The organism is Streptomyces sp. NPDC023723 (assembly GCF_040639815.1).
Classification (GTDB): domain Bacteria; phylum Actinomycetota; class Actinomycetes; order Streptomycetales; family Streptomycetaceae; genus Streptomyces.
The window spans coordinates 399,845-425,725 of record NZ_JBFAAP010000002.1 but is presented as its reverse complement, the minus strand read 5'-3'; the positions used below and the strand labels follow the sequence as shown (position 1 = coordinate 425,725).

25 protein-coding genes and 3 pseudogenes are annotated in these 25,881 nt (G+C 72.0%); 17 read left to right on the top strand and 11 right to left on the bottom strand.

The features are described 5' to 3' along the window. Positions 1–31: 31 nt before the first annotated feature. Complete coding sequence (locus AB0G32_RS04805; protein ID WP_361158085.1) at positions 32–793, top strand: response regulator transcription factor; 762 nt, start codon at positions 32–34, stop codon at positions 791–793. Between the two features lie 3 nt (positions 794–796). After that, positions 797–2,212, top strand: coding sequence for a HAMP domain-containing sensor histidine kinase (locus tag AB0G32_RS04800; RefSeq protein ID WP_361158082.1), 1,416 nt, complete (start codon positions 797–799; stop codon positions 2,210–2,212). Here the strand turns inward: AB0G32_RS04800 and AB0G32_RS04795 are convergent. After that, positions 2,196–3,392, bottom strand: coding sequence for an NAD(P)-dependent alcohol dehydrogenase (locus tag AB0G32_RS04795; RefSeq protein WP_361158079.1), 1,197 nt, complete (start codon positions 3,390–3,392; stop codon positions 2,196–2,198). The genes AB0G32_RS04800 and AB0G32_RS04795 overlap by 17 nt on opposite strands. Before the next feature lie 124 nt (positions 3,393–3,516). On the opposite strand from AB0G32_RS04795, the gene AB0G32_RS04790 reads away from it, so the two are divergent. The 3 genes from AB0G32_RS04790 to AB0G32_RS04780 all read left to right on the top strand — a co-directional run bounded on the left by AB0G32_RS04790 (position 3,517) and on the right by AB0G32_RS04780 (position 6,156). Next, positions 3,517–4,128 (top strand): TetR family transcriptional regulator, encoded by a 612-nt coding sequence (locus AB0G32_RS04790; RefSeq protein ID WP_361158076.1) that lies wholly within the window; start codon positions 3,517–3,519, stop codon positions 4,126–4,128. After that, complete coding sequence (locus tag AB0G32_RS04785) at positions 4,125–4,976, top strand: class I SAM-dependent methyltransferase (RefSeq protein WP_361158073.1); 852 nt, start codon at positions 4,125–4,127, stop codon at positions 4,974–4,976. Before AB0G32_RS04790 ends, AB0G32_RS04785 begins: the two co-directional genes overlap by 4 nt. Before the next feature lie 70 nt (positions 4,977–5,046). Then, positions 5,047–6,156, top strand: a complete 1,110-nt coding sequence (locus AB0G32_RS04780) for a MerR family transcriptional regulator (protein ID WP_361158070.1) — start codon at positions 5,047–5,049, stop codon at positions 6,154–6,156. Between the two features lie 28 nt (positions 6,157–6,184). Here the strand turns inward: AB0G32_RS04780 and AB0G32_RS04775 are convergent, their stop codons facing one another. Continuing rightward, positions 6,185–6,646, bottom strand: a complete 462-nt coding sequence (locus AB0G32_RS04775) for a MarR family transcriptional regulator (protein WP_361158067.1) — start codon at positions 6,644–6,646, stop codon at positions 6,185–6,187. Between the two features lie 180 nt (positions 6,647–6,826). On the opposite strand from AB0G32_RS04775, the gene AB0G32_RS04770 reads away from it, so the two are divergent. Beyond that, entirely contained in the window at positions 6,827–8,065 is a 1,239-nt protein-coding gene (locus AB0G32_RS04770) for a cytochrome P450 (protein WP_361158064.1), read from the top strand. A 27-nt stretch (positions 8,066–8,092) separates the two neighbouring features. Here the strand turns inward: AB0G32_RS04770 and AB0G32_RS04765 are convergent, their stop codons facing one another. The 5 genes from AB0G32_RS04765 to AB0G32_RS04745 form a co-directional block, all read right to left on the bottom strand. After that, entirely contained in the window at positions 8,093–9,046 is a 954-nt protein-coding gene (locus AB0G32_RS04765) for a phosphorothioated DNA-binding restriction endonuclease (protein WP_361158061.1), read from the bottom strand. A 149-nt stretch (positions 9,047–9,195) separates the two neighbouring features. Further along, complete coding sequence (locus AB0G32_RS04760) at positions 9,196–10,140, bottom strand: NADP-dependent oxidoreductase (protein WP_361158058.1); 945 nt, start codon at positions 10,138–10,140, stop codon at positions 9,196–9,198. After that, entirely contained in the window at positions 10,137–11,045 is a 909-nt protein-coding gene (locus AB0G32_RS04755) for an alpha/beta hydrolase fold domain-containing protein (RefSeq protein ID WP_361158055.1), read from the bottom strand. The genes AB0G32_RS04760 and AB0G32_RS04755 overlap by 4 nt, the downstream gene beginning before the upstream one ends. A 41-nt stretch (positions 11,046–11,086) precedes the next feature. Further along, the gene (locus tag AB0G32_RS04750) at positions 11,087–12,040 is read right to left on the bottom strand and encodes an SDR family NAD(P)-dependent oxidoreductase (RefSeq protein ID WP_361158052.1); all 954 of its coding nucleotides are present in this window, start codon (positions 12,038–12,040) and stop codon (positions 11,087–11,089) included. Positions 12,041–12,077: 37 nt separating this feature from the next. Continuing rightward, complete coding sequence (locus AB0G32_RS04745) at positions 12,078–12,845, bottom strand: SDR family oxidoreductase (RefSeq protein ID WP_361158049.1); 768 nt, start codon at positions 12,843–12,845, stop codon at positions 12,078–12,080. Positions 12,846–12,954: 109 nt separating this feature from the next. On the opposite strand from AB0G32_RS04745, the gene AB0G32_RS04740 reads away from it, so the two are divergent. The 3 genes and pseudogenes from AB0G32_RS04740 (at position 12,955) to AB0G32_RS04730 (ending at position 15,260) form a co-directional block, all read left to right on the top strand. Then, positions 12,955–13,872, top strand: coding sequence for a LysR family transcriptional regulator (locus tag AB0G32_RS04740; protein ID WP_361158047.1), 918 nt, complete (start codon positions 12,955–12,957; stop codon positions 13,870–13,872). A gap of 421 nt (positions 13,873–14,293) precedes the next feature. After that, positions 14,294–14,680: pseudogene (locus AB0G32_RS04735) on the top strand (site-specific integrase); the annotation flags it as partial. 199 nt (positions 14,681–14,879) lie between these two features. Then, positions 14,880–15,260 (top strand): DUF393 domain-containing protein, encoded by a 381-nt coding sequence (locus AB0G32_RS04730; RefSeq protein WP_361158044.1) that lies wholly within the window; start codon positions 14,880–14,882, stop codon positions 15,258–15,260. Between the two features lie 52 nt (positions 15,261–15,312). Here AB0G32_RS04730 and AB0G32_RS04725 read toward each other — a convergent pair whose 3' ends face one another. The 3 genes from AB0G32_RS04725 to AB0G32_RS04715 form a co-directional block, all read right to left on the bottom strand. Continuing rightward, on the bottom strand, positions 15,313–16,407 hold the full coding sequence (locus AB0G32_RS04725) for an HTTM domain-containing protein (protein WP_361158041.1): 1,095 nt from the start codon (positions 16,405–16,407) through the stop codon (positions 15,313–15,315). Next, complete coding sequence (locus AB0G32_RS04720; RefSeq protein WP_361158251.1) at positions 16,397–17,014, bottom strand: DUF5819 family protein; 618 nt, start codon at positions 17,012–17,014, stop codon at positions 16,397–16,399. The genes AB0G32_RS04725 and AB0G32_RS04720 overlap by 11 nt, the downstream gene beginning before the upstream one ends. Positions 17,015–17,256: 242 nt before the next feature. Next, the gene (locus AB0G32_RS04715; RefSeq protein ID WP_361158038.1) at positions 17,257–18,441 is read right to left on the bottom strand and encodes an ice-binding family protein; all 1,185 of its coding nucleotides are present in this window, start codon (positions 18,439–18,441) and stop codon (positions 17,257–17,259) included. On the opposite strand from AB0G32_RS04715, the gene AB0G32_RS04710 reads away from it, so the two are divergent. The 5 genes and pseudogenes from AB0G32_RS04710 to AB0G32_RS04690 all read left to right on the top strand — a co-directional run bounded on the left by AB0G32_RS04710 (position 18,413) and on the right by AB0G32_RS04690 (position 21,064). Then, positions 18,413–18,544 carry a hypothetical protein gene (locus AB0G32_RS04710; RefSeq protein WP_258876816.1) on the top strand — a complete coding sequence of 44 codons (132 nt, stop codon included), beginning with the start codon at positions 18,413–18,415 and terminating at the stop codon, positions 18,542–18,544. The genes AB0G32_RS04715 and AB0G32_RS04710 overlap by 29 nt on opposite strands. Positions 18,545–18,888: 344 nt before the next feature. After that, complete coding sequence (locus AB0G32_RS04705) at positions 18,889–19,317, top strand: Asp23/Gls24 family envelope stress response protein (protein ID WP_361158035.1); 429 nt, start codon at positions 18,889–18,891, stop codon at positions 19,315–19,317. Positions 19,318–19,354: 37 nt separating this feature from the next. Beyond that, positions 19,355–19,582, top strand: coding sequence for a hypothetical protein (locus AB0G32_RS04700; RefSeq protein ID WP_361158032.1), 228 nt, complete (start codon positions 19,355–19,357; stop codon positions 19,580–19,582). A 136-nt stretch (positions 19,583–19,718) separates the two neighbouring features. Then, positions 19,719–20,123, top strand: a pseudogene (locus tag AB0G32_RS04695) (ribonuclease BN); the annotation flags it as partial. A gap of 459 nt (positions 20,124–20,582) precedes the next feature. Further along, positions 20,583–21,064: pseudogene (locus AB0G32_RS04690) on the top strand (DUF5994 family protein). A 162-nt stretch (positions 21,065–21,226) separates the two neighbouring features. On the opposite strand, the gene AB0G32_RS04685 reads toward AB0G32_RS04690, so the two are convergent. Further along, a complete protein-coding gene (locus AB0G32_RS04685) occupies positions 21,227–21,664 on the bottom strand; it encodes a hypothetical protein (protein ID WP_361158029.1) in 438 nt (145 codons plus the stop codon). Positions 21,665–22,345: 681 nt separating this feature from the next. Here AB0G32_RS04685 and hemL point away from each other — a divergent pair. The 3 genes from hemL to AB0G32_RS04670 all read left to right on the top strand — a co-directional run bounded on the left by hemL (position 22,346) and on the right by AB0G32_RS04670 (position 25,823). Further along, positions 22,346–23,662 carry a glutamate-1-semialdehyde 2,1-aminomutase gene (hemL, locus tag AB0G32_RS04680; RefSeq protein ID WP_361158026.1) on the top strand — a complete coding sequence of 439 codons (1,317 nt, stop codon included), beginning with the start codon at positions 22,346–22,348 and terminating at the stop codon, positions 23,660–23,662. Beyond that, positions 23,659–24,348, top strand: coding sequence for a histidine phosphatase family protein (locus AB0G32_RS04675; RefSeq protein WP_361158023.1), 690 nt, complete (start codon positions 23,659–23,661; stop codon positions 24,346–24,348). The genes hemL and AB0G32_RS04675 overlap by 4 nt, the downstream gene beginning before the upstream one ends. Positions 24,349–24,548: 200 nt before the next feature. Continuing rightward, the gene (locus AB0G32_RS04670) at positions 24,549–25,823 is read left to right on the top strand and encodes a hypothetical protein (RefSeq protein WP_361158020.1); all 1,275 of its coding nucleotides are present in this window, start codon (positions 24,549–24,551) and stop codon (positions 25,821–25,823) included. The last annotated feature ends 58 nt before the right edge of the window (positions 25,824–25,881 follow it).

Genomic DNA, 25,881 nt, shown 5'->3' with positions numbered 1-25,881 from the left:
GCGCCGCGCGCCGGCTTGGCAGACTGGGCGGGTGCCCTCCCAGACAGCTCAGACCTCCCAGCCGGCCCCGACGCCCCAGACGGTCCTGCTCGCCGAGGACGACCGTGCCATCCGCAACGCCCTGGAACGCGCCCTCACCCTGGAGGGCTACCGGGTCGTCGCGGTCGCCGACGGGGCGGCGGCGCTCGCCGAGGCGCACCGGGAACGGCCCGACGTGCTGGTGCTGGACGTGATGATGCCCGGCGTCGACGGCCTCCAGGTCTGCCGGGCACTGCGCGCCCAGGGCGATCCCACCCCGATCCTGATGCTGACGGCGCTGGTGGAGACCGCCGACCGGATCGCGGGACTGGACGCGGGCGCCGACGACTACGTGGTCAAGCCGTTCGACGTCGAAGAGGTCTTCGCCCGGCTGCGCGCCCTGCTGCGGCGGACGGGAGGCGGCGGTACGGGCGCCCCGGCCGGCGCGGGCGACGGGCCGAAGCCGGTGTCCGACGCCGCCCTGGCGGCCGTAGGGCTGCGGATGGACCCGGGGGCCCGGCGGGCCTGGCGCGGGGAGCGGGAGCTGGAGCTGACCCGGACCGAGTTCGAGCTGCTGGAACTGCTGGTCCGCAACGCCGGTGTGGTCCTCGACCACGCCACCATCTACGACCGCATCTGGGGCTACGACTTCGGCCCCGGCTCCAAGAACCTCGCCGTCTACGTCGGTTATCTGCGCCGCAAGCTCGACGAGCCGGACGCGCCGCAGCTGATCCAGACGGTGCGCGGCGTGGGTTACGTGCTGCGGGAGGGCTGAGCCGTGGCCCAGGACGACCGACCGCGGCCGGCGTCCGTGCGGCGGCCCCGGCTCACCTCGCTGCGGGCCACGTTCGCGGTGTCGTTCGCGACCCTCACGGCGGTGGTCGCGGTGCTGGTCGGGGTGGTGTCGTACAGCGCCGCCGCCCGGCTGGTCCGGGTCGACCAGGAGACCGTCTTCGACCAGATCGTGCAGGACCTGCGGGACGAGGTCCGGCAGCAGCGGATGACACCGGCGGACTTCTCGTCCTCCGCGCCGGGGCACGACATCGTGCGCCCGGCCCGGACGGATGTGCAGGTGCTCGGGGCGGACGGCGCGGTCTCCGACGCGTCCCGGCCCCGGCTGCCGGTGACCGGCGCGGACCGGGCGACGGCCGGGGCGTCGACGGCCGGGCGGATGGTGCAGCACGAGGACATCGAGGTCGGCGACGACGTGTACCGGATCGCGACGGTGGCGCTCGGCGGCGGGCGGGGCGCGGTGCAGGTGGCGCAGGAGTTCAGCGACACCGAGGACCTGCTGCGGGCGCTTCAGCGGCAGTCGCTGATCCTGATGGCGGTGGTGGTGGCCGCGGCCGGGCTGTTCGGCTGGTGGCTGGCCCGGCGCATCACCTGGCGCCTGGTGGCGCTGACCTCGGCCGCCGAGGACGTCGCCCGCACCCGCCGGCTCGGCATCCAGGTGCCGGTCAACGGGCTGGACGAGGTGGGCCGGCTGGGCCGGGCCTTCGACCGGATGCTGGGCCGGCTCGCCCAGTCGGAGGAGGACCAGCGGCGGCTGGTGCAGGACGCGGGCCATGAACTCCGTACGCCGCTGACCTCCCTGCGGACCAACATCTCGCTGCTGCGCCGGATCGACGAGCTGCCGCCCGCCGCCCGCGAGGAACTGGTCGCGGACCTCGGGCAGGAGGCCCGGGAGCTGACCGACCTGGTCAACGAGCTGGTCGACCTGGCGGCCGGCCAGCTGGACACCGAGCCGCCGCAGCGGGTCGACGTCGCCGAGATCGCCCACGACGCGGCGGCCCTGGCCCGGCGCCGCCTCGGGCGCGAGATCACGGTGCGGAGCTGCGGCGACACCCGTACCGAGGGGCGGCCGGCCATGCTGACCCGGGCGCTGTCCAACCTGGTCGAGAACGCCGCCAAGTTCGATCCGGACGGCGTCGCCCCGATCGAGGTCGTCGTCGCGGGCCCGGCCCGGCCCGGCACCGTCCGGGTCGAGGTTCTGGACCGCGGGCCGGGCATCGCCGACGACGACCTGACCCGGGTCTTCGACCGCTTCTACCGGGCCCCCGCCGCCCGCTCCCGCCCCGGCTCCGGGCTCGGTCTGTCCATCGTGCGGGAGGTGGCCCTGGCGCACGGCGGGGCGCCGTTCGCCTACCGGCGGGAGGGGGGCGGGGCGGGGATTGGGTTCACTGTGGGGGGCTGATGCTGCGGGTCGGGTGTTCTGGGTTGGCCGGGTTTTCCGGGTTGGCCGGGGCGGCCGGGTTTTCCGGGTTGGCCGGGTCTTCCGGGCTGAGGTCGGTCGGGTCCGGGTCGAGGTCGGACAGATCCGGGTCGAGGTCGGACAGGTCCAGGACGAAGCGGTAGCGGACGTCGCCCCGGCGGAGGCGGCCCAGGGCCTCGGGCAGCCGGGCCGAGGGGAGCAGTTCGATGTCGGCGGTGATGCCGTGCGCCGCGCAGAACTCCAGCAGCTCGGCGGTCGCGGCCAGTCCGCCGCTGCCCGCCGAGCCGAGCTTCTTGCGGCCCACCAGCAGCGCGGTGGCCGCGACGGTGACCGGACCGAGGTGCCCGAGCAGGCTGAGCGTCCCGTCCAGGGCGACCAGGCCCAGGTAGGGCTCCAGGGCGTGCGGCGCGGAGACGGTGTCCAGCACGACGTCGAACCGGTCGCGGGACGCGTCCAGCGCGGCCGGGTCCCCGGCGTCGAGCAGGCCGGCCGCGCCGAGCCGGCGGGCGTCGGCCGCCTTGTCCGGTGAGCGGCTGATCACCCAGGTCTCGGCGCCGAGCGCCACGGCCAGCTTGACCGCGAGGTGCCCGAGGCCGCCCAGCCCCGCCACCGCGACCCGGCTGCCGGGACCCACGCCGAGTGCCCGCAGCGGTTCCCACACGGTGATGCCGGCGCAGAGCAGCGGGGCCGCGGCGGCCGGGTCCAGACCGGCGGGCAGGGCGTGGGCGAACGTCTCGCGGACCACGTACGCCCGGGAGTACGCGCCGAGCGTGACCGAGCCGTCGTGCCGGTCGGTGCCGCCGTAGGTCAGCGTCGGGAAGGAGTGGCAGAAGTTCTCCTGGCCGGCCCGGCACATGGCGCAGGTGCCGCAGGAGTCGACGATGTTGCCGACCGCGACCCGGTCGCCGACGGCGAAGCGGGTGACCTCGGGGCCGGTCGCGGTGACGGTGCCGGTGAACTCGTGGCCCGGCACGAGGGGTTTGGCGTCCGCGCCGTCGTGGGCGTCGATGGCGTGCAGGTCGGAGTGGCAGACACCGCAGTAGTCCACCCGGACCGCGAGGTCGTCGGGGCGCGGGTCGCGCCGTTCGAGACGGGTCCGGCGCAGCCGGGCCCCGGGGGTGCGGCCGGGGCCGTCCACTTGCCAGCCGGTGGTGGTTGTCACAGGGGCTCCTCCCGAACAGACCGAACAGCAAACAGACTGTTCGGTCTGTTTGTGTGATGCGGTGATCGTAGGCCCGGCCCGGGCAAAAAGTAAACCGACTGGTCTGTCTGCTAATGTCCGGCGTATGGCTGTCCGACCCACGAACGCGCGCGGTGCCGCGACGTACCAGCGCATCGTCGACGTGGCGACCCGGGAGTTCGCCGAGTACGGCATCGCCGGTGCGCGCGTCGAGCGCATCGTGGCCGCCGCGCAGACCAACAAGGCGCAGCTCTACGCCTACTTCGGCAACAAGGAAGGGCTCTTCGACGCGATCTTCCTCGGTTCGCTGGAGCGGATCGTGAACGTCGTGCCGATCGACGCGACCGACCTCGCCGACTGGGCGGTCCGGCTCTACGACGAGTATCTGCGCAGGCCCGATCTCATCCGGCTGGCCACCTGGGTGCGGCTGGAGCGGCGGCCGGCGGGCCATCTGGTCGAGGAACGCCGCCGTCTCGACGACGGCAAGCTGCGGGCCATCGCCGAGGCGCAGGCCGCGGGGCTGGTGCGGGACGGGGACCCGTTCGACCTGCTGGCCCTGGTCATCGCCATGTCGATGGCCTGGTCACCGGTGAGCAACGTGTTCGCCGCGACCGCCGACGAGCCCCCCGGGGAGCACGAGCGGCGTCGCGCCCTGCTCCGGGAGAGCGTGCGGCGCGCGGTGACGGGCGGCGGGGACGTGCCGGGGGCGACGGGGTGACCGACTGGGAGTGGGACGAGACGCTGTTCGCGGGTGCCGCCGCCTACTACCGGCGCGGGCGGCTCCCGTACGCCCCCGGTCTGGTGGCCGCGCTCGCCGGGACGCTGAGGCTCGACGGGCGCGGGCGGCTGCTCGACGTGGGGTGCGGTCCGGGCACCCTCGCGCTGCCGCTGGCGCCGCTGTTCGGCGAGGTCGTCGGGGTGGACCCGGACCCCGGGATGATCGAGGAGGCCGGGCGCGCGGCCGCCGGGCTCGGAGTGGGCGGGAAGACACGGTGGGTGCGGGCGCGGGCCGAGGAACTGCCCGCGGGGCTCGGCACGTTCACCGTCGCCGTCTTCGCCCAGTCCTTCCACTGGATGGACCGCGACCGGGTGGCGGCGACCGTACGGGACATGCTCCGGCCCGGGGGCGTGCTGCTGCACGTCTCCGACCTGAAGACGGAACCGGAACCCTTCGGCGAGGAGGGCCTCGCGCACCCCGCCGTACCGCACACGGAGATCCGGGACCTGGTCGCCCGGTATCTCGGGCCGGTCCGGCGGGCCGGGCGGGGCACGCTGCCGCGGGGCACGCCGGGCGGCGAGGCGGAGGTGTTCGCGCGGGCCGGGTTCACCGGGCCCGACCGTCATGTCGTACCCGCCGGGAACGTACTGGAGCGCACGTCGGACGACGCCGTCGCCGAGGTCTTCTCGATGTCGTTCTCCACGCCGCACCTGTTCGGCCCGCGCCGCGCGGACTTCGAGGCGGACCTGCGCCGGCTGCTGGCGGAGCACTCCGCGCCGGGGCTGTTCGCCGTCCGCGCACCGAGTACCGAGATCTTCGTCTGGCACCCGCCGGTTCCGGCCCGTTGACCTTCCCCTTGGGGCAGGCCGCACGATCGTCGCGGCCGGGCACCGCGCCCGGTGGAGGAAGGGGGCAGAGGTGACCGGTCTGCTGACCATCGGGGCCTTCGCGAAGGCGTCCCGGCTGTCGCCCAAGGCGCTGCGGCTCTACGACGAACTCGGTCTGCTGGTCCCGGCCCGCGTCGACCCCGGCACCGGCTACCGGCACTACGCGCCGGAGCAGTTGGAGCAGGCCCGGCTGGTCGCCTGGCTCCGCCGGCTCGGCATGCCGCTGGCCCGGGTCCGGGCGGTCGGCGCGCTGCCGGCGGCCGAGGCGGCGCGGGAGATCCGCGCGTACTGGGACCAGGTCGAGGCCGACACCGCCGGGCGCCGGGACCTCGCGGCCTTCCTCGTCGACCACCTGTCCGGAAAGGACACCGCCATGCCGCACGACACCGGGACCCTCGGGCTCCGTTACGCCGCGCTCTCCGACACCGGTCTGGTCCGCGAGACCAACCAGGACACCGTCTACGCCGGGTCCCGCCTGCTGGCCGTCGCCGACGGATGCGGCAGCGGGGGCGGGTCCGCGAGCGCCGCCGCGGTGGACGCGCTCAAGCGACTCGACGCCGCCGGTGACCGCAAGGGTACGGTCGCGCCGGGCGATCTCCTCAACGCCCTCCAGGACGCCGTCGAACAGGCCGACCGGGCCGTGCGCGGCGTCGCCGGGGAGAGCCCCGTACCGGCGGAGACCGGCACCACGCTCACCGCGCTGCTGTGGACCGGCTCGCGGCTGGCCCTCGTGCACATCGGGGATTCCCGGGCCTACCTGCTGCGCGGCGGGGACCTGTTCCGCATCACCCACGACCACACCCTGGTGCAGGCGCTGCTCGACGAGGGCCGCATCGGCCCGGAGGAGGTGGCCTCGCACCCCCAGCGCGCCCTGCTGGCGCGGGCCCTGCCGCTGAACGGGACGGCCGCGCCCGACCTGCGGCTGCACGACGTCCGGGCGGGGGACCGGTATCTGCTCTGCTCCGACGGTCTGTCCACCGTGCTGTCCACGGCGGAGATCCGCCGGGTCGTCACGGAGACGGCCGACCCGGAGCGGGCGGTACGCGAACTCGTCGACCGGGCCAACCGGTGCGGCGGTCCCGACAACGTGAGCTGCGTGCTCGCCGACGTCGTGCATGAGGACCTTCCTGACACTCCATAGGCACCCGTAAACACCCGGGGCATCCGCGTCACCGGGGCCAGGGCCGCCCGGTGCGCTGTTCGATGTCGGTGTTGAACCGCTCCAGGTCCACGATGAACTGCGTCAGCCGGTCCGCAGGCCAGTCGCCGAGGACATCGGCAAGCCCGGTCACGATGGCGTCCCGGTCGGCGCGCAGCCGGGCGCGGCCCTCGTCGGTGATCCGGAACTTGCGGGCGACGCTGCCGTTGGGGTCCAGGGTGCGTTCCACCAGGCCGTCGCGGAGCAGTGCCGTGGTCTGCCGGGTGAAGGTGGACGGCGCCAGCCCGAACGCCTCGACGAGGTCCGGCACCGACATCGGCCCCTGCGCTTCCAGGCGGCTGAGCAGGACGTAGGCGCTGCGGTCGAGCGCGTCGCCGTCGCTGCGGACGCGGCGCGGGGAGGTCAGCTCCAGGTGCCGGGTGAGGATCAGCAGCTCACGCTCGATGTGGCCGCCTGCCTGCCGTGCGTCCACGCCGTCCTCCTCGGTACCGGAGAACCGCACAGTACAGGATTAAAGCACCCCGTATCGGAAGTGCATCATGCACTTTTGATGTACGGTGCATACGGCGCCCCGTGACGCATCTCCGCTCCGAACGCGGCGCGCCAGTTCCGCCTCGCGCACTCCCCCCACCCCTCCACGAGGAGACGCCCGATGGCCGACCAGGTCGTACGCCTGCCCCTGTCCACCGACACCCCGCTCGATCCCCCCGCCGAGTGGGCCCGGCTGCGGGACCGCTGCCCCGTGGCCCACGCCGAGCTGCCCAGCGGCGACGCGGCGGTCTATCTGACCCGCTACGACGACGTCAAAGCCCTGCTGTCCGACCCCCGGTTCGTCCGCCCCACCGAGCGGGACAACGCCGCCCGGATCGCCCCGGACGGCGTCGGCGGGGCCGCCGCCACTGGGAGCAGCGCCCTCACGCTGCCCGACCGGGGCGAGCCGCACCGGCGCTGGCGCCGCCGGGTCGGCAAGTACTTCACCGCCAAGCGGATGACCGCGCTGCGCCCCGGCATGACCCGCCTCGCCGAGGACCTGATCGACGCGATGCTCGCCCAGGGCGCCCCCGCCGACCTGCGGGCGAGCCTCGGCTTTCCGCTGCCGGTCTACGTCATCTGCGATCTGCTCGGCGTCCCGGCCGACGACCGGGACCGCTTCTCCCACTGGTCCGACACGTTCCTCAGCGTCACCCGCTACACCGCCGACGAGATCCGCACCGCGCACGAGGAGTTCGTCGCCTACATGTCCGGGCACGTCGCCGCCAAGCGCGCCGAACCGTCCGACGACCTCCTCGGCACCCTCATCACGGAAGGCGAGAACGAGAGCGAGGGCGATGACGAGGGCGACGGCGGGGGCGGGCTGAGCGACGCCGAACTGGTGGCCACCGGCATGGGCCTGCTGGTCGCCGGCCACGAGACCACCGCCAACATGATCGGCAAGATGGTCGCCATGCTGCTCGCCGACCGCCGCCGCTGGGAGCGGCTGCTGGCGGACCCCGCGCTGGTGCGCAGCGCCGTCGAGGAGTCGCTGCGCTTCGACGCCAACCTCGGCTTCGGCCTGCGACGTTATGTCGGCGAGGACATCGAGATCGACGGCCGGACCGTGCCCGGGGGCAGCACCGTGGTGTGCAGCATGCCGGCCGCCAACCGGGACGAGCAGGCGTTCGCCGGCGCCGCCGACATGGACCTCGCCCGCACCCCCAACCCGCACCTGACCTTCGGCGCCGGCCCGCACTCCTGCCTCGGCCAGGCCCTGGCCCGTACCGAACTCCAGGTCGTGCTGGAAACCCTCCTCACCCGCGTACCCACCCTGCGCCTCGCGGTCCCCGCCCCCGAACTGCGCAAGACGGAGGGCCTGCTGGTCGGCGGCCTGCGCGAAGTCCCGGTCGGCTGGTGACCCGCGGGACCCCTCGCGGCGCGGCGATCAGCCGGCCACGGCCGGGCGTGGCTCGCCGTGGAAGACCTGCCGGGTGTGCCAGTCGCGGTGCGCGGCGGCGACGGGGCGTGCCCCGGGCTGGGGGCCGATGAGCGGGCGGCCCGCGAGAGCTGTGACGTGCGTACGGGCGGCGGGGCTGTGGCCGACGAAGCGCTGCGAGACCAGGATGCGGTGATCGTCGCCCACACCGAGCACCCCCTTGTCGAACAGCTTGTGGTGCAGCGAGCACAGGCACAGCCCGTTCTCGACGTCGTCGGGCCCGTCGAAGGCCCACCAGCGCACGTGCGCGGCCTCCAGGCCGACCGGTACCGCGCCGATCCTGCCGTCGTAACCGCAGAAGGCACACCGGTACTCGTAGGCGGTCAGCACCCGCTCCCGCAGCCGCGGATCCCGCTGCCTGCGCGCCGGCCGCGCGGGCAGCGGCTCCAGCACTTCCAGGTCGAGGCCGACGGCTTCGCACAACTCGGTGTGCAGGGAGGGCGGGAAGTGCGTGTCCAGCAGCAGCCGCGCGACCGCGCCGAGCAGGGGCGGTTCGCTCCGCAGCGCCGCACGCAGCTCCGGCGCGAGCCGGCCGGTGGCCCCCGAGGCCCGCAGTTCCCGCACCCCGCTCCCCGGGCTGCCGGTCCCGTCGTCGGTCCGCACCTCCCACACGCCGTCGCTGACCAGGTGGTGAAAGGGGTAGGCGGGCGTCGTCCGGTTCGGCGGCCCGTACTCGGTCAGCAGCCGCTGGAGGTCGCCCTCCACCACGCTGTACCGCAGTCCGCCGTCATGTCCGTCGTCACGTCCGCCGTCGTGGACGCCGCCGTGTCCGCCGCCAGGTCCGCCCTCCACGTCCCGCTGGAACCGGCCGAGGGCGTACAGGAGCAGCAGCGGCTTGTGGGGCGCGCGGGTCCCGTTCCTGGTCCACTGCCGCAACGCGGCGATCCGCTCCAGCCAGTCCATGGCGGTTGATCGTAGACGGACGGCTTTGGACGCCTGCCTCCCGGATCGCGTCGAGCACCTTCGTCGAAGACCGGCCGGGGCAGCGGCAGTTGTCCCGGCACCGCTGCTGACGGCACGGCACGGCACGGCACGGCTCGGCCCCGGTTCGCCTACTCGTGGCAGGCGGGGTGCGGCAGGAGGACGACCTTGCCGAGGGGATGGCCGTGTTCCAGGTGGGCGAAGGCCGCCCGGACCTCGGACAGCGGATAGGTCCGGCTGACCGGTACCTCGATCCGGCCGGTCGCCGCCAGCTCGGCCAGCTCGGTCAGCACCGCCTGACCGGTGCCCTCGGCACTACCCCGCGACCGGGTGCCGAGGGCGGCGGCGGCGCGGTGGTCGAGGGTGTTGACCCGGCGGGGCAGCACCCCCAGGGTGAGCGCGATCCGGGCGTAGTCGCCGCCGTGGAAGTCGAGGAAGGCGTGGGCGGTCCCGGATCCGTCGCCCTCGATCGTCCGGCGGAGCCGTTCGGTGATCCCGCTGCCGTAGCCGACCAGGGAGGCGCCCTGGGACTCCAGCCAGTCCCGGTGCCGCGCGGAGGCGATCGCGACCACGTGCGCCCTGCGCAGGCGCAGGAGCTGGACGGCGAGACTGCCGACCCCGCCGGTGGCCCCGCTGACCACGACGGTCTCGCCGGCCCGCGGGTCGACGCCGGCGATCGCGGCCCAGGCGGTACTGCCCGCGACGTAGAGGGCGCCGGCGGTGGCCCAGGGGAGCGTGTCGGGTTTGCGGACGAGCTGGTCCTCCGGGACGACGACGTACTCGGCGTGGCTGGAGCGCTCCCAGGACCAGCCGAGGACCGGGGCCCCCGGCGCCCAGCCGGTCACCGCGGACCCGGTCGCGGTGACGGTGCCGGCCAGATCGCTGCCCTGCCCGGAGGGGAAGACCGCGGGGAACCGCTCGTGCAGGGCGCCGGTGCGGATCTTGGCCTCGCCCGGGTTGATCCCGGCGGCCCGTACCCGGACCAGGACGTCCCGCGGACCGAGCCGACGCGCCTCGACGTCCTCCACGCCGAGCACGTCGATGTCTCCGTACCGGTGGAAACGTACGGCTTTCACGCGCTTCCCTCCGGCCGGAGACGGCTGCCGATGAAGGCGGCGGCCTGGTCGAGGGCGCGCGCGGCCTCGTCGACGACCGGGGCGAATCCCTGGAAGACGTGCGGCGCCCCGGGGAAGGTCCGCAGGGTGACCGGGACGTCGGCGTGGGCGGCCCGCGCGGCCAGCCGCAGGGCGTCGTCGAGCAGGATCTCCCGGCCACCGGCCTGGATCAGCAGCGGCGGCAGTCCGCGCAGATCGGCGTGGAGCGGGCTGGCCAGCGGGGTACGCGGGTCAGCGCCGGCGAGATAGTCGGCGGCCCGGGTCTCAAGGGCCTGCCGGGTGAGCGCCGGATCCGCGTCGGCCCGGGTCGCCATGCTGCCGCCGGACTGGGTGAGGTCCGTCCACGGCGACAGGACGGTGGCGGACGAGGGCTGCGGCAGTCCCGCGTCCCGGGCCGCCAGCAGCAGGGCGAGGGCGAGGCCGCCGCCGGCCGACTCGCCGACGACCGCGACCGACCCGGCCGGGGTGCCCTGGTCGAGCAGTGCCCGGTAGGCGGCGAGGACGTCGTCCACGGCGGCCGGGAAGGGATGTTCGGGGGCGAGCCGGTAGTCGACGCAGAGGGCGGTGGCCGCGGTGCGCCGGGCGATCTCGGCGGCCAGGCCGACGCCGGCGGCGGCGGAGCCGAGCGCGTAGGCGCCGCCGTGGAAGTACAGCACGGTGCCGGCGGCCGGCGCGGTGGCACCGGCCCGCACCTCGACGGCGGGCACCGCGCCCAGCTCGACGGTCCGGGTGCGGACGTCGTCGGGCAGCGGCGCGGAGCCGAGTATCTCGTCGAAGACGCGGCGCATCTTCGGTACGTCGCCGCCCAGGTCCAGCGGGGAGTTCAGCAACAGGTCGGAGATGTGGTCCAGCTGACTGTCAGTCATGTCGTCGTTTCCTTACGGGCTCTTACAGGTATTTTTTATGTCTATATAGATATTTGCGGGGAGGAAGGGGAGGTGATGCGGGGCCGGTCCCGGACTTCGTGCGGCGTGTGGGCGACGTGCAGGACCTCCTCGAAGCCCATCCGCCGCACGAAGTCCGAGCGGGCGTCGAACACCGCGGAGTTGGCCTGCTCGACCATGGAGCGGGTCAGGTCCACCACGCTGCGGAAGGGGCGCTCGCCGAAGGGCAGCGACAGGATCCTGGCGATCTCCTCGGCGACCACTGCGGGGTCGGCCTGGGTGCCCGGGGCGAAGAGACTCTCGGTGGCCTGCTCGTTGCGGGCGACCAGCGGGTCCAGGGTCCGGTAGCCGGCGCCGACGCCGGTGGCGTCCGCGGGCCGTCCCGCGCTGGGGAAGTGGTCGGTGCCCTGGGTGAAGGCCCCCGGCATGACGATCACCGTCTCGATGCCGAGCGGGGCCACCTCGTAGGAGGTCACCAGGGCCAGCGAGTCCATCGCCGCCTTCGACACGACGTACGGGCCGAGGAACGGAGGTGTGGTCACCGGGATGGTGCTGCCCACGTAGAGGAGGGTGCCGCGGCCCTGCCCGCGCAGGTGCGGCAGCGCGGCGCGGTTGAGCCGCTGGACGCCGAGGGTGTTGACGTCGATCAGCTTGGCGATCTCCTCGGCGGTGAATGCCTCGACATAGCCGGTGACCAGGTGCCCGGCATTGTGGATGACGACGTCCAGTGCTCCGGCGTCGTCGAGTACTTCGGCGACCGCGCGGTCGGCGGACTCCTGGGAGGCGACGTCGAGTTCGACCACGTGCAGGTCGAGCCGCTCGGCCGCGGCCAGGCGGCGCAGTTCGGCGGCGCGGGCGGCATTGCGGGCGCCGGGGGCGCGCATCGAGGCGTAGACGCGGTGCCCGGTCCGGGCGAGGGCCCGCGCGGTCAGGTTGCCGATGCCGGTGGCGGCACCGGTGATGAGTACGGTTGACATGGTGGTCCTTCGGTTCGATGGGGAGGGCGGGCGAGGGTCAGGCGATGCCGCCGTTGCTGTACAGCACCTGGCCGTTGATCCACCGGCCGGCGGGGCCGGCCAGGAAGGCGACGGCCTCGGCGATGTCCTCGGGAGTGCCGAGCCGCTCCAGGGGCGCGGCGCCGGCGATCCGGGTGATCAGCTCCTCGCTCTTGCCGTCGAGGAAGAGCGGTGTCGCGGTCGGTCCGGGGGCCACCGCGTTGACGGTGACGTCCCGGCCGCGCAGCTCGCGGGCCAGGATCAGGGTCATGGCCTCGACCGCGCCCTTGGTCGCCGCGTAGCCGCCGTAGCCGGGCTGCTGGAGCCGGGTCACCGAGGTGGAGAAGTTGATCAGTGCGCCGCCGGGGCGCAGCCGGCGGGCGGCGAGCCGGGAGACCACGAAGGTCCCGCGGACGTTGACCCGGTGCATCCGGTCGAAGTCGTCCAGCTCCATCTCGGCGAGGGGGGCGAGCAGCATGATCCCCGCGGTGTTGACGACCGCGTCGACGCCGCCGAAGCGTTGTTCCACGGTGTCGAAGAGCCCGGTCATCTCGGCCGGCTCGGCGATGTCGCCGGGCAGGGCCAGCGCCGTGCCGCCCGCCGCGGTGACCGACTCGACGACCGCCTCGGCCCGCGCCGCGCTGCCCGCGTAGTGGACGACGACGGTCATGCCGTCCGCGGCCAGCCGGCGTGCGACCGCGCCGCCGATGCCGCCCGAGCCGCCGGTCACCACGGCCACCCTGGGCCGACCGGATCCGTTCTGCGGCACCGATTCCGCGCCGTTCATGGCTGCTCCTGCGTTTGGAGGGTTCCCGGGCGGTCGCCCGGTGACGGGATCAACCCTCCGCCGCCTGCTTTTATTTGTCTAATGAATCATTGAAATGTAGATTATGCGTATGGTGCATATCGAACGGGTCGACCTCAACCTGCTGGCGCCCCTGGCGGCACTGCTGGAGGAGCGGCACGTCTCGCGCGCCGCCGAAGTCGCCGGCATGAGCCAGCCGGCGATGAGCCGGGCCCTGGGACGGCTGCGGGACACCCTCGGCGACGAACTCCTGGTGCGCACGCCGCGCGGGTACCGGCTCACCCCGCGCGCCGAGCGCGTCCAGCGCCAGCTGCGGGCGGTCCTGCCGCGACTGGAGAGCCTGTTCGCCCCCGAAGGGTTCGACCCGGCCGAGGCCGCCGAGGTCTTCCGGGTGGCGGGGACCGACTTCACCCAGGTGTTCGCGCCCGCGGTCTTCCGGCGGGTCTTCCGCGAGTCGCCGCGCTCCACGCTGCACTTCCGCACCTGGCACGACACCATCTACGAGGACCTCGACCGGGGCGTCGTCGACCTCGTGTTCTTCGCCAGGTCGGCACCGGCCACCGCGCTGCGCACCGAACACCTCCTCGACGACCGGTTCGTGTGCGTGCTCTGCGCGGACCATCCGCTGGCCGAGCAGCCGGAAATCGCCCTGCGGGAGTACCTGGACGCCACCCATGTCATCGTCGGCACCATCGGCGAGCGGCAGACCGCGATCGAACAGCGCCTGGAAGACCTGGGTGAGCGCCGCCGGGCCGGACTGACCGTGCCCTACCACTCCCTGGCCCTGCGCTCGGTCCCGGGCACCCGGCTGATCCTCACCCTGCCCGCGCGGCTCCTCGCGGAACAGCACCCGGATCCCGGCATCCGGATCCTGCCCGCTCCCCAGGAGATCCGCGCACTGGACTACCAGATGGCCTGGCACCCCCGGCTCGACGGCGACCCGGGACAGCGCTGGCTCCGGGACGCCATCCGCGCCGTCACCGCGGAACTGCCGGAGCCTGAGCTGTAGTCACCCTGAACGGGACAGCCCGACGGCCGGGCGCGCACCTGGAAGCCCCTGCGGCTGGACGCCGTCGACTGCCCGATGTGCCTGATGTGCCTGACGCGCCTGATGCGGGGCAAGTCCTCGTGCTGGTCGGGCGAACCGGTCAGGGCCACACCAGGCAATAAGCCTGATGCCCCGCCTCATGCAGCCGGTGGCTGGAGTCCTGTCACTCGTGCAGCGATTGGGAGCGGCGGGACGCTGACTTGGGAATGCTCGACCAGGCTCATGTGCCCTGGATGTGCCCTCCACGTATGCGAGTTTCGCGCTCGACTGCCTACCAGTCCGGAAGGCGCGTTCGTATGAGCCCGGACGGGATTTCCTCCTCCGCCAGTTCCTCCGCCAGTTCCTCCTCCGGTACCGTCCTTCGCCGTGGTGGATCCGGACGGTCACGCTGCCCTGGGCGAAGCCCGACGGCGAGCCCAAGACCTTCCGGCTGCTCTTCGTCGACGACAAGGGCCGGGCGTACAACCGCAGTGTCTTCAACCTGGGCGCCTGGAAGCGAGCCCTGGTCGCCGCCGGCGTGATCCCTCCCCGCGAGCGCGGTGTGAGGTACCTCCAGGCGGCCCCGGAGCACGGCATGCACGCCCTCCGGCACGCGTACGCCTCCGTGCTCCTGGACGCGGGGGAGAGCATCAAGGCGCCCTCGGAATACCTCGGCCACTTGGACCCGGGCTTCACGCTCCGGACGTACACGCGTCTTCTTCCGTCCAGCGAGAGTCGAACCCGGAAGACGATCGACGACGCCTTCAGAGAAGCCGAGGCCGAGGCGTAAAGGGGCGGCGACCTGGCCTCCGCTCAGGCACATCGGTGCCCCGGTCGATCAACTGGCCGTGGCCGTCTCACACCCCACCCGCTGCATCGCGAGCCTGAGGCCCGAGACCCCGGCCGCGTCGGCTCGTGACGATGAACCGTCGGAAGCGCCAGGGGGGGCCTGCCCTGGCCGACTGCCCTGGTGAGGCAGGATTGCTGCCATGCGGACCCGACCTGTACTGGTTTACGACGGTGACTGCCGATTCTGTACGACGTCAGTCACCTTCCTCGTACGCCTGCTACGACCTGACTGCTCCATCACGCCGTGGCAGTTCGCTGACCTGGCCGCTCTGGGCGCCACTCAGAGTCAGGCCGAGTACGAGGCCCTGTGGATCACGCCCGTCGGGGCCGTGCACGGCGGTGCGCAGGCGGTGGCCAGGCTGTTGCTGCGCGCAGGCAAGGGGTGGGCCGTTCTCGGCGCGCTGCTCACCCTGCCGCCGTTCCGCTGGGTCGCGCACGGCGTCTACCGGATCGTCGCGAACAACCGCGACCGTCTGCCGGGCGGAACCGCGACCTGCGCCCTGCCCGCAGGCCGTCGCTGACGGTGGCCCCGGCGGACCGTCGGTGTCATCCCTTCCGCCCTGCCGCCGACCTTCACCGCAGGTGCAAGCCGGGGCTCCCGGACTTGACCTGCGGAGGCACGGTGCCACCCCCGGTCACCCGGGTCTCTCCGCGGGGCCGCGGCAGCCGTACGCCGAGGCGCCGTGCCGTACGGCGCCCCAGGCGGGGCAGTGAGGTGTAGAAGCGGTCGGGCAGGAACACGGCGTCCGCGATGATCATGGCACCCGAGAAGACCGGCAGCCCCAGCAGGACCGCGATGCCGGCGTGCATGCCCAGCAGGATCGCGAGGGCGGGGTACTTGAGCCTGCCGAACAGCACGAACGGGAAAGCGACCTGGGTGAGCACGGTCAGGTAGCTGATGGCCGCGATCGCGAGAGGGTACTGGTCCAAGAAGAGGGAGAGCGCGGGCCAGGGCTGGAAGAGTTCGAGGTGCAGTACGTAGTGGAGTGCCGTGCCGTCGGCCCAGTACGATCCCTGGACCTTGTACAGGCCGGCTGATCCGTACAGGAAGCAGACCTGGGCGGCGATGACGAAGACTGCGCAGTTGTGCACCACGGTGGTCAAGGTGGCGCGGGCATCGCGGAGTTGCCGAGCGGTCGGGCCGGGACTCTTCGCACGGGTCGCCGCACCGGCCGCGCGAGACGCCTTGCGCCGCTCGCGGCGTGCGTCCAGGGAACAGCGTCGGCCGCACGCGGTGAGAACGAGGTAGAGGGACATCAGGAGGACCAGGTTGTCGCCTCCGTCCGTCATGAAGATCGAGCGGGCGTGGAACGACGTCACCACGACGGCGAACACGATGGACGTGGCCCGGGTGCGCCAGCCGAGCATGAACAGCGCGGACGTCACGAGAGCCATCCCGTAGCACAGCTCGAAGTAGGTGAGGTTGTCCGACAGGAGCAGGAAGCTGTACCACCCGGTCTGGTCGAAGAGCTGCGCGGCCAACGCGGGTGTCCACGGGGAGTCCGGACCCCAGATCTCGTGGCGGTGCGGGAACTCGCGCAGCAGGAAGACCAGGTAGAGCAGTCCGTAGCCGATGCGCAGCACCGACGTGGCGTACAGGGATACCGGTCGGCCGGTGACGAGCGTGATCGCCGCAGCGGGGAGCTTGCGCAGCCGTTCACTTCCCATGAGAGGTCACCTTCCACCAGGGCAGGAGTCGGTTCTCGACAGGTTTCGGTGGGCTGTCCGCTGCGTTGGAGCCGGGCGACGCGACGGGGAGAGTGATGACCCGGAGCTGAATGAAGTCGATGTCGCGGATGCTGTCGCCGCGGTGTTCGGCGACGCGGTCCGAGGCGATGTTGTTCATGTATTTCTGGAGCATCACGGCCCGCTCAGAGCGAGCGGTGTCGTCCTTCCCGTGCGATTCGGCGTAAGCGGCCCAGGCGCGGCGCAGCAGATTCTGCGCCGTGTGGCTGGGAAACGCCTGGTGTTCGATGGCCTCACTGTCCACGGCCGACAGGTCGAACCAAGGACTGACTTGCATTGATCCATCGGGGCCGGCGTGCGCGGTTCTCGCCAGGACCTGTCGGTTGACGGAATCGGGATTGGGCGCGAAAAGCCGCCAGTTCTGTTCGAAGAGGGGGTAGACCCATGCGTCGATCTGCTGGCTGTACCGCCGAGAGACGGGGTTGGGCGGTGCGACGTGGAAGAAGACGAGGGCGACGTGGACCAGAGTCACGGCCAGGCAGAGGAACACGGTCGTATGCAGGACCGTTTTCAGTAGCCGTACGCCCACCGGCCGTGATCCGGAAGCGCCCGGTTCGCCGTGGCGTTCCCGCGGCGGACCGGAGTCGGACTGCCCGAGGTCCTGCACGTCCGCTGGTTCGATTCGGCTGGACACCGCCCACCTTGCCTTCATGTCTTCTGCCCGCGGTCGGTATGCATCTGGAGACGCACCGGAGGCGCGCTGCGGAATCGATGTGATTCCGCAGCGCGCCGTCATCCGGTGAAGGGACTCATCGCAGCTCGATGGGCTGTCTAGCCCTTGGAGTCCTCGTGTTCCTCGGTCTTCGGAGCGTCGCCGTAGCCGTAGCTGCCGGGGAACTCGGCAGGTCCCATGCCGTAGCCGTGGTCCGGCTTGCCGGGCATTCCTCCGTGCTCCTTGCCGGGCTTGCCGCCCTCGTCATGCCCCTCTCCGTGGCCGCCACCGGGCTTGCCGCCGTGGTCGTCTCCGTGGCCGCCACCGGGCTTGCCGCCGTGGTCGTCCCCGTGGCCACCACCGGGCTTGCCGCCGTGGCCGCCGGTGGCGTTGCCGGCGGTGTTGCCCGAGGTGTTCCCCGCGGTGACGTTGTTCCCACCGGTGTTCCCGGCGGTGTTGCCCGCCGTGTTGCCGGCGGTGTTGCCGGAGGTGGACCCCACGGTGCCCCCGCCGGTGACGAGCGGCCCGCCCAGGAGGCCGCCACCGATCAGGCCCACGGTGGTGCCGGTGGTCGTACCGGTCGTGGTGCCGACCGTGGTCCCGGTCGTGGTCCCGGTCGTCGTGCCGGTGGTGGTACCGGACGTGGTGCCGGAGGTCGCGGCCGAGCAGTTGCCCGGGAAGATCCTGTTGTTGTCGAGCGTCACGGCGCCGTTGCGAGCGAGAGCCCGACCTTCGATGTTCGTCCCCGTGGTCACGCTGATCGAGGTGAGAGCCATGAGGGTGCCCACGAACGTCGAGTTGGTGCCGAGCGTGGCCGAACTTCCGATCTGCCAGTACACGTTGCACGCCGAGGCGCCGTTCGTGAGCAGCACCCGGCTGGAGGAGGCCGTCGTCAGCGCCTCGGGGATCTGGAAGACCCAGACGGCGTTCGGGTTCCCGCCGGCGTCCAGGATCAGGTCACCGGTGAGGCCCACACCGGACGAAGCGGTGTAGACGCCGGGGAGCAGGGTCTGACCGGCACCGATTCCCGCCGCGAGGGCGAAGTCGGTGGCCTGGCTCGCGGCGTTGTTGTATGCCGTGACGAGGTCGCTCTTGGCGTCGTTGGCTACCTGGTCCGCCGCGTGCACGGCACCGAGTACCTGGCCCGGGGGGAACCCGGAGATGGCCGTCCCCGGACTCACTCCGAGATCCTGGCTGAGGCGTGACGGCCCGGTGTTGGTGACCTCGGAACCTGCCAGAACCGAGAAACTGGCAGCCGTGCCGAGGGGTACGGGCGTGGCGATCGCCTCGGCAGGCGTCGGCACGACGGCGACCATCACGGCGGCAACCGTCGCAGCGAGTCCTGTGGTCAGCCATCCGGTCAAAGAGCGGCATCTGGCCGCCTGCGGGATCTTCAGCTTCATTTGAGAGGCCATTTCCTGTGGAGGGGCCGTGAGCTACCGGGCCTTTTTCCTGCCGGGAAGCTTGAGAATTGGTGGCATATTACGAGGGAATGTGTCCGAGTGGGATTGATTGCAGGCGGGTCGCGCCCGGTTGAAAATTCAGAACCCCAATGCGCGCGACTATTCTTCAATTAATATTTACGTCGGCGGGGTTGGCTGACAGGGAGGGCGGGATTGGATATTTCGCGGCGCGCTGCGATCCATGTCGAGTGGTGGACGGAGGTCCGATCGCCAGTTGGAGCAAAAGGTATGAAAGGCGTACATTTGAACGAGAGTGCCGTGTGTGCCTCGTGAGGGAGGACTGTCGCGATGACTGAGAACACCGGCGTCAAGCGTGGTGGAGCGCCCGGGTCTCGCGGCCGGACGACCATCGCGGATGTAGTGGTGGCGAAGATCGCCGGAATGGCGGCGAGGGACGTGCGCGGCGTCCATGCCCTGGGCAGCGGATCCGCCCGCGCGGGATCCATGCGGGAACGGATGCCTGGCGCCGGGAGCGGCCGGTCCGCCACCCGCGGAGTCAGTGTCGAGGTCGGAGAGTTGCAGGCGGCCGTTGATCTGGAGATCGTCGTCGACTACGGCGTCCCGATCACGGACGTGGCCGGTGAAGTGCGCGAGAACGTGGTCTCGGCGGTGGAGCGGATGGCGGGTCGGGAAGTCGTCGAAGTCAACATCACGGTGAGCGACGTGAAACTGCCCGATGAGGAGGAAGAGGAGGAAGAGGGGCAGCGCGTCCAGTAGTCGGGGTGGAAGGGCCGGTGCAGGCGAAGGAGACGTGATGAGCAGAGCCGTAGTGGGCCTGATCACGGGAATGGCCCTGGGGTTCGCCGCCTATTTCGGGAACGCCTGGGCGTTCCTACTGGTCCTGGGACTGGGAGCCGTCGGTCTCGCGGTCGGGCGGTTGATGGAGGGCGACCTTGCGCCGGGCGACTTCGTCCGCCGCCGGGACCGGCGCGAACGGACACGCGGGGACCGGCAACGGGTCCGGGGAGACTGGCGGCAGTGACCGGTGGCGCCGGAAGGCGCACGGGTGCTCTCCGTGAGGAGCGCGGTGCGAAGGCCACCGTGATGCTGCCTGAGGGCGCGTCGTCGAGAAGCGCGAAGGCCGGCTGATGGCTCGTGGTGGACCCGGTACGGACCGCTGGGGCGGGTCGTTGGCTGCCCTTGCCGTGTTCGGCCTCTCCTTCGGCGCGGCGGTGCAGACCGGCTACGAGAAGGTCTGGGACCTGCCACCGGCGCGCTGGTGGGCCAGGCGGCGGCATCTGGTCTGGATCGGCGTTCTCACCGGATACCTCTTCCTCTCCGCCACCACCACGTTCCGTCCGAAGCCGTTGGCAGGAGGGGTTGTCGCATCGCTCAGCGCTGTTCTGTTCCTCTGGTGGTCCCAGCATCTGCTGCTCGGCGGCCGGATCCGCTGGCGGGCCCTGCTGCCGGGCGCGGTGGCCACCGTGATCGGTCTGCTCGGCCTGAGGGTCTTCTCCAGCGTCGTCTTCTCACCGTTGATCGCGTCAAACGCCGTCACCTACGGACTCGTAGGCACCGTCCTGTCGTCCTTCGCGGCAATCCCCAAGTTTTCCGCCTCCGCCACGAGCCGGCTCGCGGTCGATGTCCCCAGGGGGTCGCTCCCGGCCGCCATCAGCCACGCGGCCGAAGCAGCCGGCGTCGACGGCGTGCCTCGAAAGCGGTCTGGAACTCCGAAGGTGGGCACGTGGCCGATCCTGCCCCGCTTCCGCCGATCCCCCGAGCCACCGCCGGCGTACCGAACCAGGCGTAGGGGATGTGACCACCAGGGAAATCCTCGTCACCGCGATCGTGCTCTTGGCGGCGATCGCCCTGGGCGTGCTTGTCATCCACCTGCTCAACGCCGAGCACGATGAACGCATCGCCGCCTTCCACTACGGCCACCCCGGCCCGGCTGTTCCGAGACCGGGATCACCCGCTCCGCGGAAGGCGCGCTGTCGAGACGGAGCGAGCGGGATCGGTACGTCGGGAAACAGGTGATTCTCATGACCGGCTCCGACCCCCCTTCGGCTGCCCGGCACCTGCCGGGTGGCGTTCACGGGACGTACGGCCCGGATACGCGCTGCTCCGGCTGCGGACCACGGAGTCGCGAGAAGGTGTGCTCGACGGTGCGTGGTGGCCACGGTCGCGCGACGTCCGTGGCGAGCTGCCCGCGCTGGTGGACGCCCTCACTGGCCATGTCGGCCCGATCACGCGAGTCGGACTGGACGCCGCTGCCTGGGACGGGCTCACGACGCGGATCGTCGTGGACGCCCGGGTGGTGCACATCGACTCGTTCGCGGTGGGTGATGACACCGTTCTCCTCACCCGAGGCGACCGGGACGTCTTCTCGCTGCTGGTGGTTCCGCCGGAGACGGCTCCCGAGGCCGCTCGCGCCGTGCTGGCTCAGGCCGTCCGGAGCGACAACACCACCCGGGCGGAACAGATACTCATCGCCACCCGAAGCGCGCCGACGTCGCCGGAGTGAGGCCGGCCGATGATCCAGCAGGACCCGCACCACCCTGGGCACCTCGGTGCCCCGGCAAAGCCGATGTGCCCTCAACGTGCCCTGGCAGCCTGACGGCCCGCCCCTCCCGGCACGAACAAGGGCGAGGCCCGAAGCCGCGCCCGACTCCCACGAAACCCCGGCTCAGGGCCACACCAGGCAATAAGCCTGATGCCCCGCCTCATGCAGCCGGTGCGAGAAGTCCTGCCACTCGTGCAGCAGTTGGTACACGTTGAACGCGTCCCGCGGCCCCCCGCGGTCCGGCACCGTGGACCAGATGAAGGCCGCCGCGCCGACCGCCTCCTCGCCGATGCCGCGCAGCGGGTCGACGACGGTCATCGGGAGCTTCACGACGGCGTAGTCGGGGTGCAGGACGACGAGTTCGAGCGGGGGGACGCGGTGCAGCGGGACGCCCTCGATGCCGGTGAGGACCATGGCGGCCATCGTCTCCGGCTTGATCTTGGTGAACATGCCGTTCCTGCCGAGCTCGTCGCCGCCGAGTTCCTCGGGGCGCATGGAGATCGGCACGCGGGCCGCGGTCGCGCCGTCGGGCGCGCCGAAGTACTTGTACGTCACCCCCACCCGACCACCATTCCTGCTCCCGGCCCGCAGCCGGTCGACCTCGCGGTCGAGCCGGTCGGGCTCATTCGGTCCAGCGTGTGCCTGACGTGCCTCGGTCGTTTCCTCCGCCTCGCGTCGGTGCCTGCCCCGGCGGGCGCGCCGAGGACCCAGGTCGTCGGTCCCCTCGCCCAGTCCGCCACCGCGATGCATATCTCCACCCGACTGCTTTTCTAGGACGCGTGGCCCCCGCCGCGCAACCCGATCATCGTGTCAGTGACCTCCCCCACGGCCGCCCGCCGAAACGTGCGGTGAAACATCTGTCCGCGGGACCCCTGCGAGGACCCGCGAGGACCCTGCGAGGACCCCGCGGGGACCCGGCGAGGGCGCCTGCGGGAGCCCGCGAGGGCACCCGTGGGGACCCACGAGGACACCCGCGAAGACACCCGCGACGGCCCGCGGCCAGACGGCCGAGCTCCGGTCCCAGTCTTGCAGACGACACGCCTTCGGCAACGGTTGTCCGATCATCGGTGTTCCCGCCGGGGCCGCCGCCACCGCCCCACCAGCGGACTTCGGCCGCACCCGCCGCCCGGGTCCCGGCGCCCGGCTCCCGCCGCCCACCCCCGGCAGCCCCTGCCCGCTGGCCTACCCTGAAGAGGTCATCCACCCAACCGGAGTCCGAGAAGGTCGGAGAAGTCGCAGGTCATGAGCGAACTGGCATATCCATACGAAGCACCTGCCTCGCAGGCGCTGTTCGACCGTGCCGCGGCCGTCACGCCCGGCGGGGTGAACTCCCCGGTGCGGGCCTTCGGCGCGGTGGGCGGCACGCCGCGGTTCATGGTGTCCGGCACCGGGCCGTACCTGACCGACGCCGACGGCCGGGAGTACGTGGACCTCGTCTGCTCCTGGGGGCCGATGATCCTCGGGCACGCGCACCCCGAGGTGATCGCCGCCGTGCAGGAGGCGGTCACGCGCGGGACGTCGTTCGGCACGCCCGCCGAGGGCGAGGTCGCGCTGGCCGAGGCGATGGTGGAGCGGGTCGCCCCGCTGGAGCAGGTGCGGCTGGTGTCCAGCGGGACCGAGGCGACGATGTCGGCCATCCGGCTCGCGCGCGGGTTTACCCAGCGCACCAAGGTGATCAAGTTCGCCGGGTGTTACCACGGTCACGTCGACTCGCTGCTGGCCGCCGCCGGCAGCGGGGTCGCGACCTTCGCGCTGCCCGACACCCCGGGCGTCACCGGCGCCCAGGCGAGCGACACCATCGTGCTGCCGTACAACGACCTCGACGCCGTGCACGCCGCCTTCGCCGCCCACCCCGGTGAGATCGCCTGCGTGATCACCGAGGCGTCGCCGGGGAACATGGGCGTCGTACCGCCGCTGCCCGGGTTCAACCAGGGCCTCAAGGACGCCTGCGCCGCGAACGGCGCGCTGTTCGTCTCCGACGAGGTGATGACGGGCTTCCGCACCAGCCGGGCCGGTTGGTACGGGGTCGAGGGCGTCGTCCCCGACCTCATGACCTTCGGGAAGGTGATGGGCGGTGGCTTCCCCGCCGCCGCCTTCGGGGGGCGCGCGGACGTCATGGCGCACCTCGCCCCGGCCGGGCCGGTCTACCAGGCCGGCACCCTCTCCGGGAACCCGGTCGCCACCGCCGCCGGCCTCGCCCAGCTCCGCCTGCTCGACGAGGCCGCCTACGACAAGGTCAACGAGACCTCCCGGCAGATCCAGCAGCTGGTCGGCGAGGCGCTGACCAAGGAGGGGGTCGCGCACCGGATCCAGACCGCGGCCAACATGTTCTCCGTGTTCTTCACCGACCGCCCGGTGCGGAACTACGCGGACGCCAAGGCGCAGGAGTCCTTCCGCTACTCCGCCTTCTTCCACTCCCTCCTGGCGAACGGCGTCTACCTGCCGCCGTCCTCCTTCGAGTCCTGGTTCGTGTCCACCGCGCACGACGAGCGGGCCGTGCGGCGGATCGCCGATGCCCTGCCGGCGGCGGCCCGCGCGGCGGCGGAGGCCACGGCATGAGCGACAGCAGCGCAGCGGACATCACCGTCGTCCACCTGATGCGGCACGGCGAGGTGGAGAACCCCAGCGGGGTGCTGTACGGCCGCCTCCCCGGCTACCACCTCTCCGAGCTGGGCCGCCGGATGGCCGACCGGGTCGCCGAGCACCTCGCCCCGCGCGACGTGACGTATGTCGTCGCCTCGCCGCTGGAGCGGGCGCAGGAGACGGCGACGCCGATCGCCAAGGAGCACGGCCTCGACCTGGCCACCGACGAGCGGCTCATCGAGGCGGACAACGTCTTCCAGGGCAAGACCTTCGGCATCGGCGACGGCGCGCTGCGCCGGCCCGCCAACTGGAAGCACGTGGTCAACCCGTTCAAGCCGTCCTGGGGCGAGCCGTACGTCGACCAGGTGGTGCGGATGAAGGCGGCGCTGGACACGGCCAAGGACCGGGCCCGCGGGCACGAGGCCGTCGTCGTCAGCCACCAGCTGCCGATCTGGATCGTCCGGTCCTACGTCGAGCGGCGCCGCCTGTGGCACGACCCGCGCAAGCGGCAGTGCACGCTCGCGTCCCTGACCACGTTCACGTACCAGGGCGACCGGATCGTGTCGGTCGGCTACTCGGAACCGGCCCGCGACCTCGTCCCGGCCCATCTGCTGGCCGGCGCCAAGCCGGTGAAGGGGCAGGGCAAGGCGTACGGGGCCTAGGAGAGCAAGGCGTACGGGGCCTAGGAAAGCAAGGCGTACGGGGGCTGGAAAGCAAGCAGTTCAGGCATCGTGATTCGTCAGCTTCGGTGCCTTCGTTACCTTCGTTACGGTAATCGCACGTAGTTCCGGAACCCGCACGTTCGTCGCGTCCTCTCACAGGGCGACCACAGAGAACGCGACGAACGACGAACGGGGCCGCGATGCCTACCTCCACCACCCCTGGGCCAGCCCGTACCTTCTCCCGCCGGGGTGCCCTCGGTCTCGGCGCGGGCGCCGCGGCGGCCGCCGGGCTGACGGGCTGCGGCGGCTCCCTGCCGGCCGACGGACTCAGGCCGCGGGCCGCCGGTGCCGGCGCGCGGCCCACCGTGAGCGCCCGCCCGCTCGGCGACGGCTCCACGGAGTACACCGGCAGGCAGCCGCACCAGCCGGAGGCGGCCGAGCCGCTGGCGCCGGGGCAGGCGCCGCCGCAGTTCGTCGTCTTCTCCTGGGACGGGGCCGGCGAGGTCGGCAACGGGCTCTTCCCGCGCTTCCTGGACCTCGCCGAGGAGCACGACGCGCACATGACCTTCTTCCTCTCGGGTCTCTACCTGCTGCCCGAGTCGAAGAAGCGGCTCTACGACCCGCCGAACAACCAGCGCGGCGCCTCCGACATCGGCTACCTCACCGACGCCCACATCAAGGAGACGCTGAAGAACGTCCGGCGGGCCTGGCTGGCGGGGCACGAGATCGGCACCCACTTCAACGGGCACTTCTGCGCCGGGTCCGGCTCGGTCGCCAACTGGACCTCCGCGCAGTGGCGCAGCGAGATCGACCAGGCGAAGAAGTTCGTCACCGAGTGGCGGACCAACACCGGGTGGACGCGGCTGCCCGCCCTGCCCTTCGACTACGAGAAGGAACTCGTCGGCGGCCGCGCGCCCTGTCTGCTCGGCCAGGAGAACCTGCTGCCCACCGCCCGTGAGCTGGGCTGGCGCTACGACGCCTCCTCGCCGGGCGGGCAGCAGGTGTGGCCGCGCAAGCGCGACGGGATCTGGGACCTCCCGCTTCAGCAGATACCTTTCCCCGGCCATTCGTTCGAGGTCCTGTCGATGGACTACAACATGCTCGCCAACCAGTCGGTCAACTCGACCAAGGCGCCGCCCGCCAACTACCCGGGCTGGCGGGAGCAGGCCACCCAGTCCTACACAGCCGGCTTCCAGCGGGCCTACGAGACGAACCGGGCGCCCTTCTTCATCGGCAACCACTTCGAGGAGTGGAACGGCGGCCTCTACATGGACGCCGTGGAGCAGGCCCTGAAGCACATCGCCCGGGAGAAGGAGAAGGGCGGGGACGTCCGGCTGGTCTCCTTCCGGCAGTTCACCGACTGGCTGGACGCGCAGCGGCCCGACGTCCTCGACCAACTGCGCACCCTGGCGGTCGGCACCGGGCCGGCCGGCGGCTGGAAGACGTTCCTGGGCGCCGCGCCGACCACGGCCTGAGGTGCGGTTTCGTGCCCGTCAGGGGGGTGCGCAAGATCCTCGGAACGGACATGCGAAA

What these genes read in the sequence shown, in the direction of transcription:
- AB0G32_RS04790 (WP_361158076.1), top strand. Translation starts at nt 3,517, where the DNA reads ATGGCTGTCCGACCCACGAACGCGCGCGGTGCCGCGACGTACCAGCGC.
- AB0G32_RS04770 (WP_361158064.1), top strand. Translation starts at nt 6,827, where the DNA reads ATGGCCGACCAGGTCGTACGCCTGCCCCTGTCCACCGACACCCCGCTC.
- AB0G32_RS04765 (WP_361158061.1), bottom strand. Translation starts at nt 9,046, where the DNA reads ATGGACTGGCTGGAGCGGATCGCCGCGTTGCGGCAGTGGACCAGGAAC.
- AB0G32_RS04755 (WP_361158055.1), bottom strand. Translation starts at nt 11,045, where the DNA reads ATGACTGACAGTCAGCTGGACCACATCTCCGACCTGTTGCTGAACTCC.
- AB0G32_RS04750 (WP_361158052.1), bottom strand. Translation starts at nt 12,040, where the DNA reads ATGTCAACCGTACTCATCACCGGTGCCGCCACCGGCATCGGCAACCTG.
- AB0G32_RS04745 (WP_361158049.1), bottom strand. Translation starts at nt 12,845, where the DNA reads ATGAACGGCGCGGAATCGGTGCCGCAGAACGGATCCGGTCGGCCCAGG.
- AB0G32_RS04740 (WP_361158047.1), top strand. Translation starts at nt 12,955, where the DNA reads ATGGTGCATATCGAACGGGTCGACCTCAACCTGCTGGCGCCCCTGGCG.
- AB0G32_RS04730 (WP_361158044.1), top strand. Translation starts at nt 14,880, where the DNA reads ATGCGGACCCGACCTGTACTGGTTTACGACGGTGACTGCCGATTCTGT.
- AB0G32_RS04725 (WP_361158041.1), bottom strand. Translation starts at nt 16,407, where the DNA reads ATGGGAAGTGAACGGCTGCGCAAGCTCCCCGCTGCGGCGATCACGCTC.
- AB0G32_RS04705 (WP_361158035.1), top strand. Translation starts at nt 18,889, where the DNA reads ATGACTGAGAACACCGGCGTCAAGCGTGGTGGAGCGCCCGGGTCTCGC.
- AB0G32_RS04700 (WP_361158032.1), top strand. Translation starts at nt 19,355, where the DNA reads ATGAGCAGAGCCGTAGTGGGCCTGATCACGGGAATGGCCCTGGGGTTC.
- hemL (WP_361158026.1), top strand. Translation starts at nt 22,346, where the DNA reads ATGAGCGAACTGGCATATCCATACGAAGCACCTGCCTCGCAGGCGCTG.
- AB0G32_RS04675 (WP_361158023.1), top strand. Translation starts at nt 23,659, where the DNA reads ATGAGCGACAGCAGCGCAGCGGACATCACCGTCGTCCACCTGATGCGG.
- AB0G32_RS04670 (WP_361158020.1), top strand. Translation starts at nt 24,549, where the DNA reads ATGCCTACCTCCACCACCCCTGGGCCAGCCCGTACCTTCTCCCGCCGG.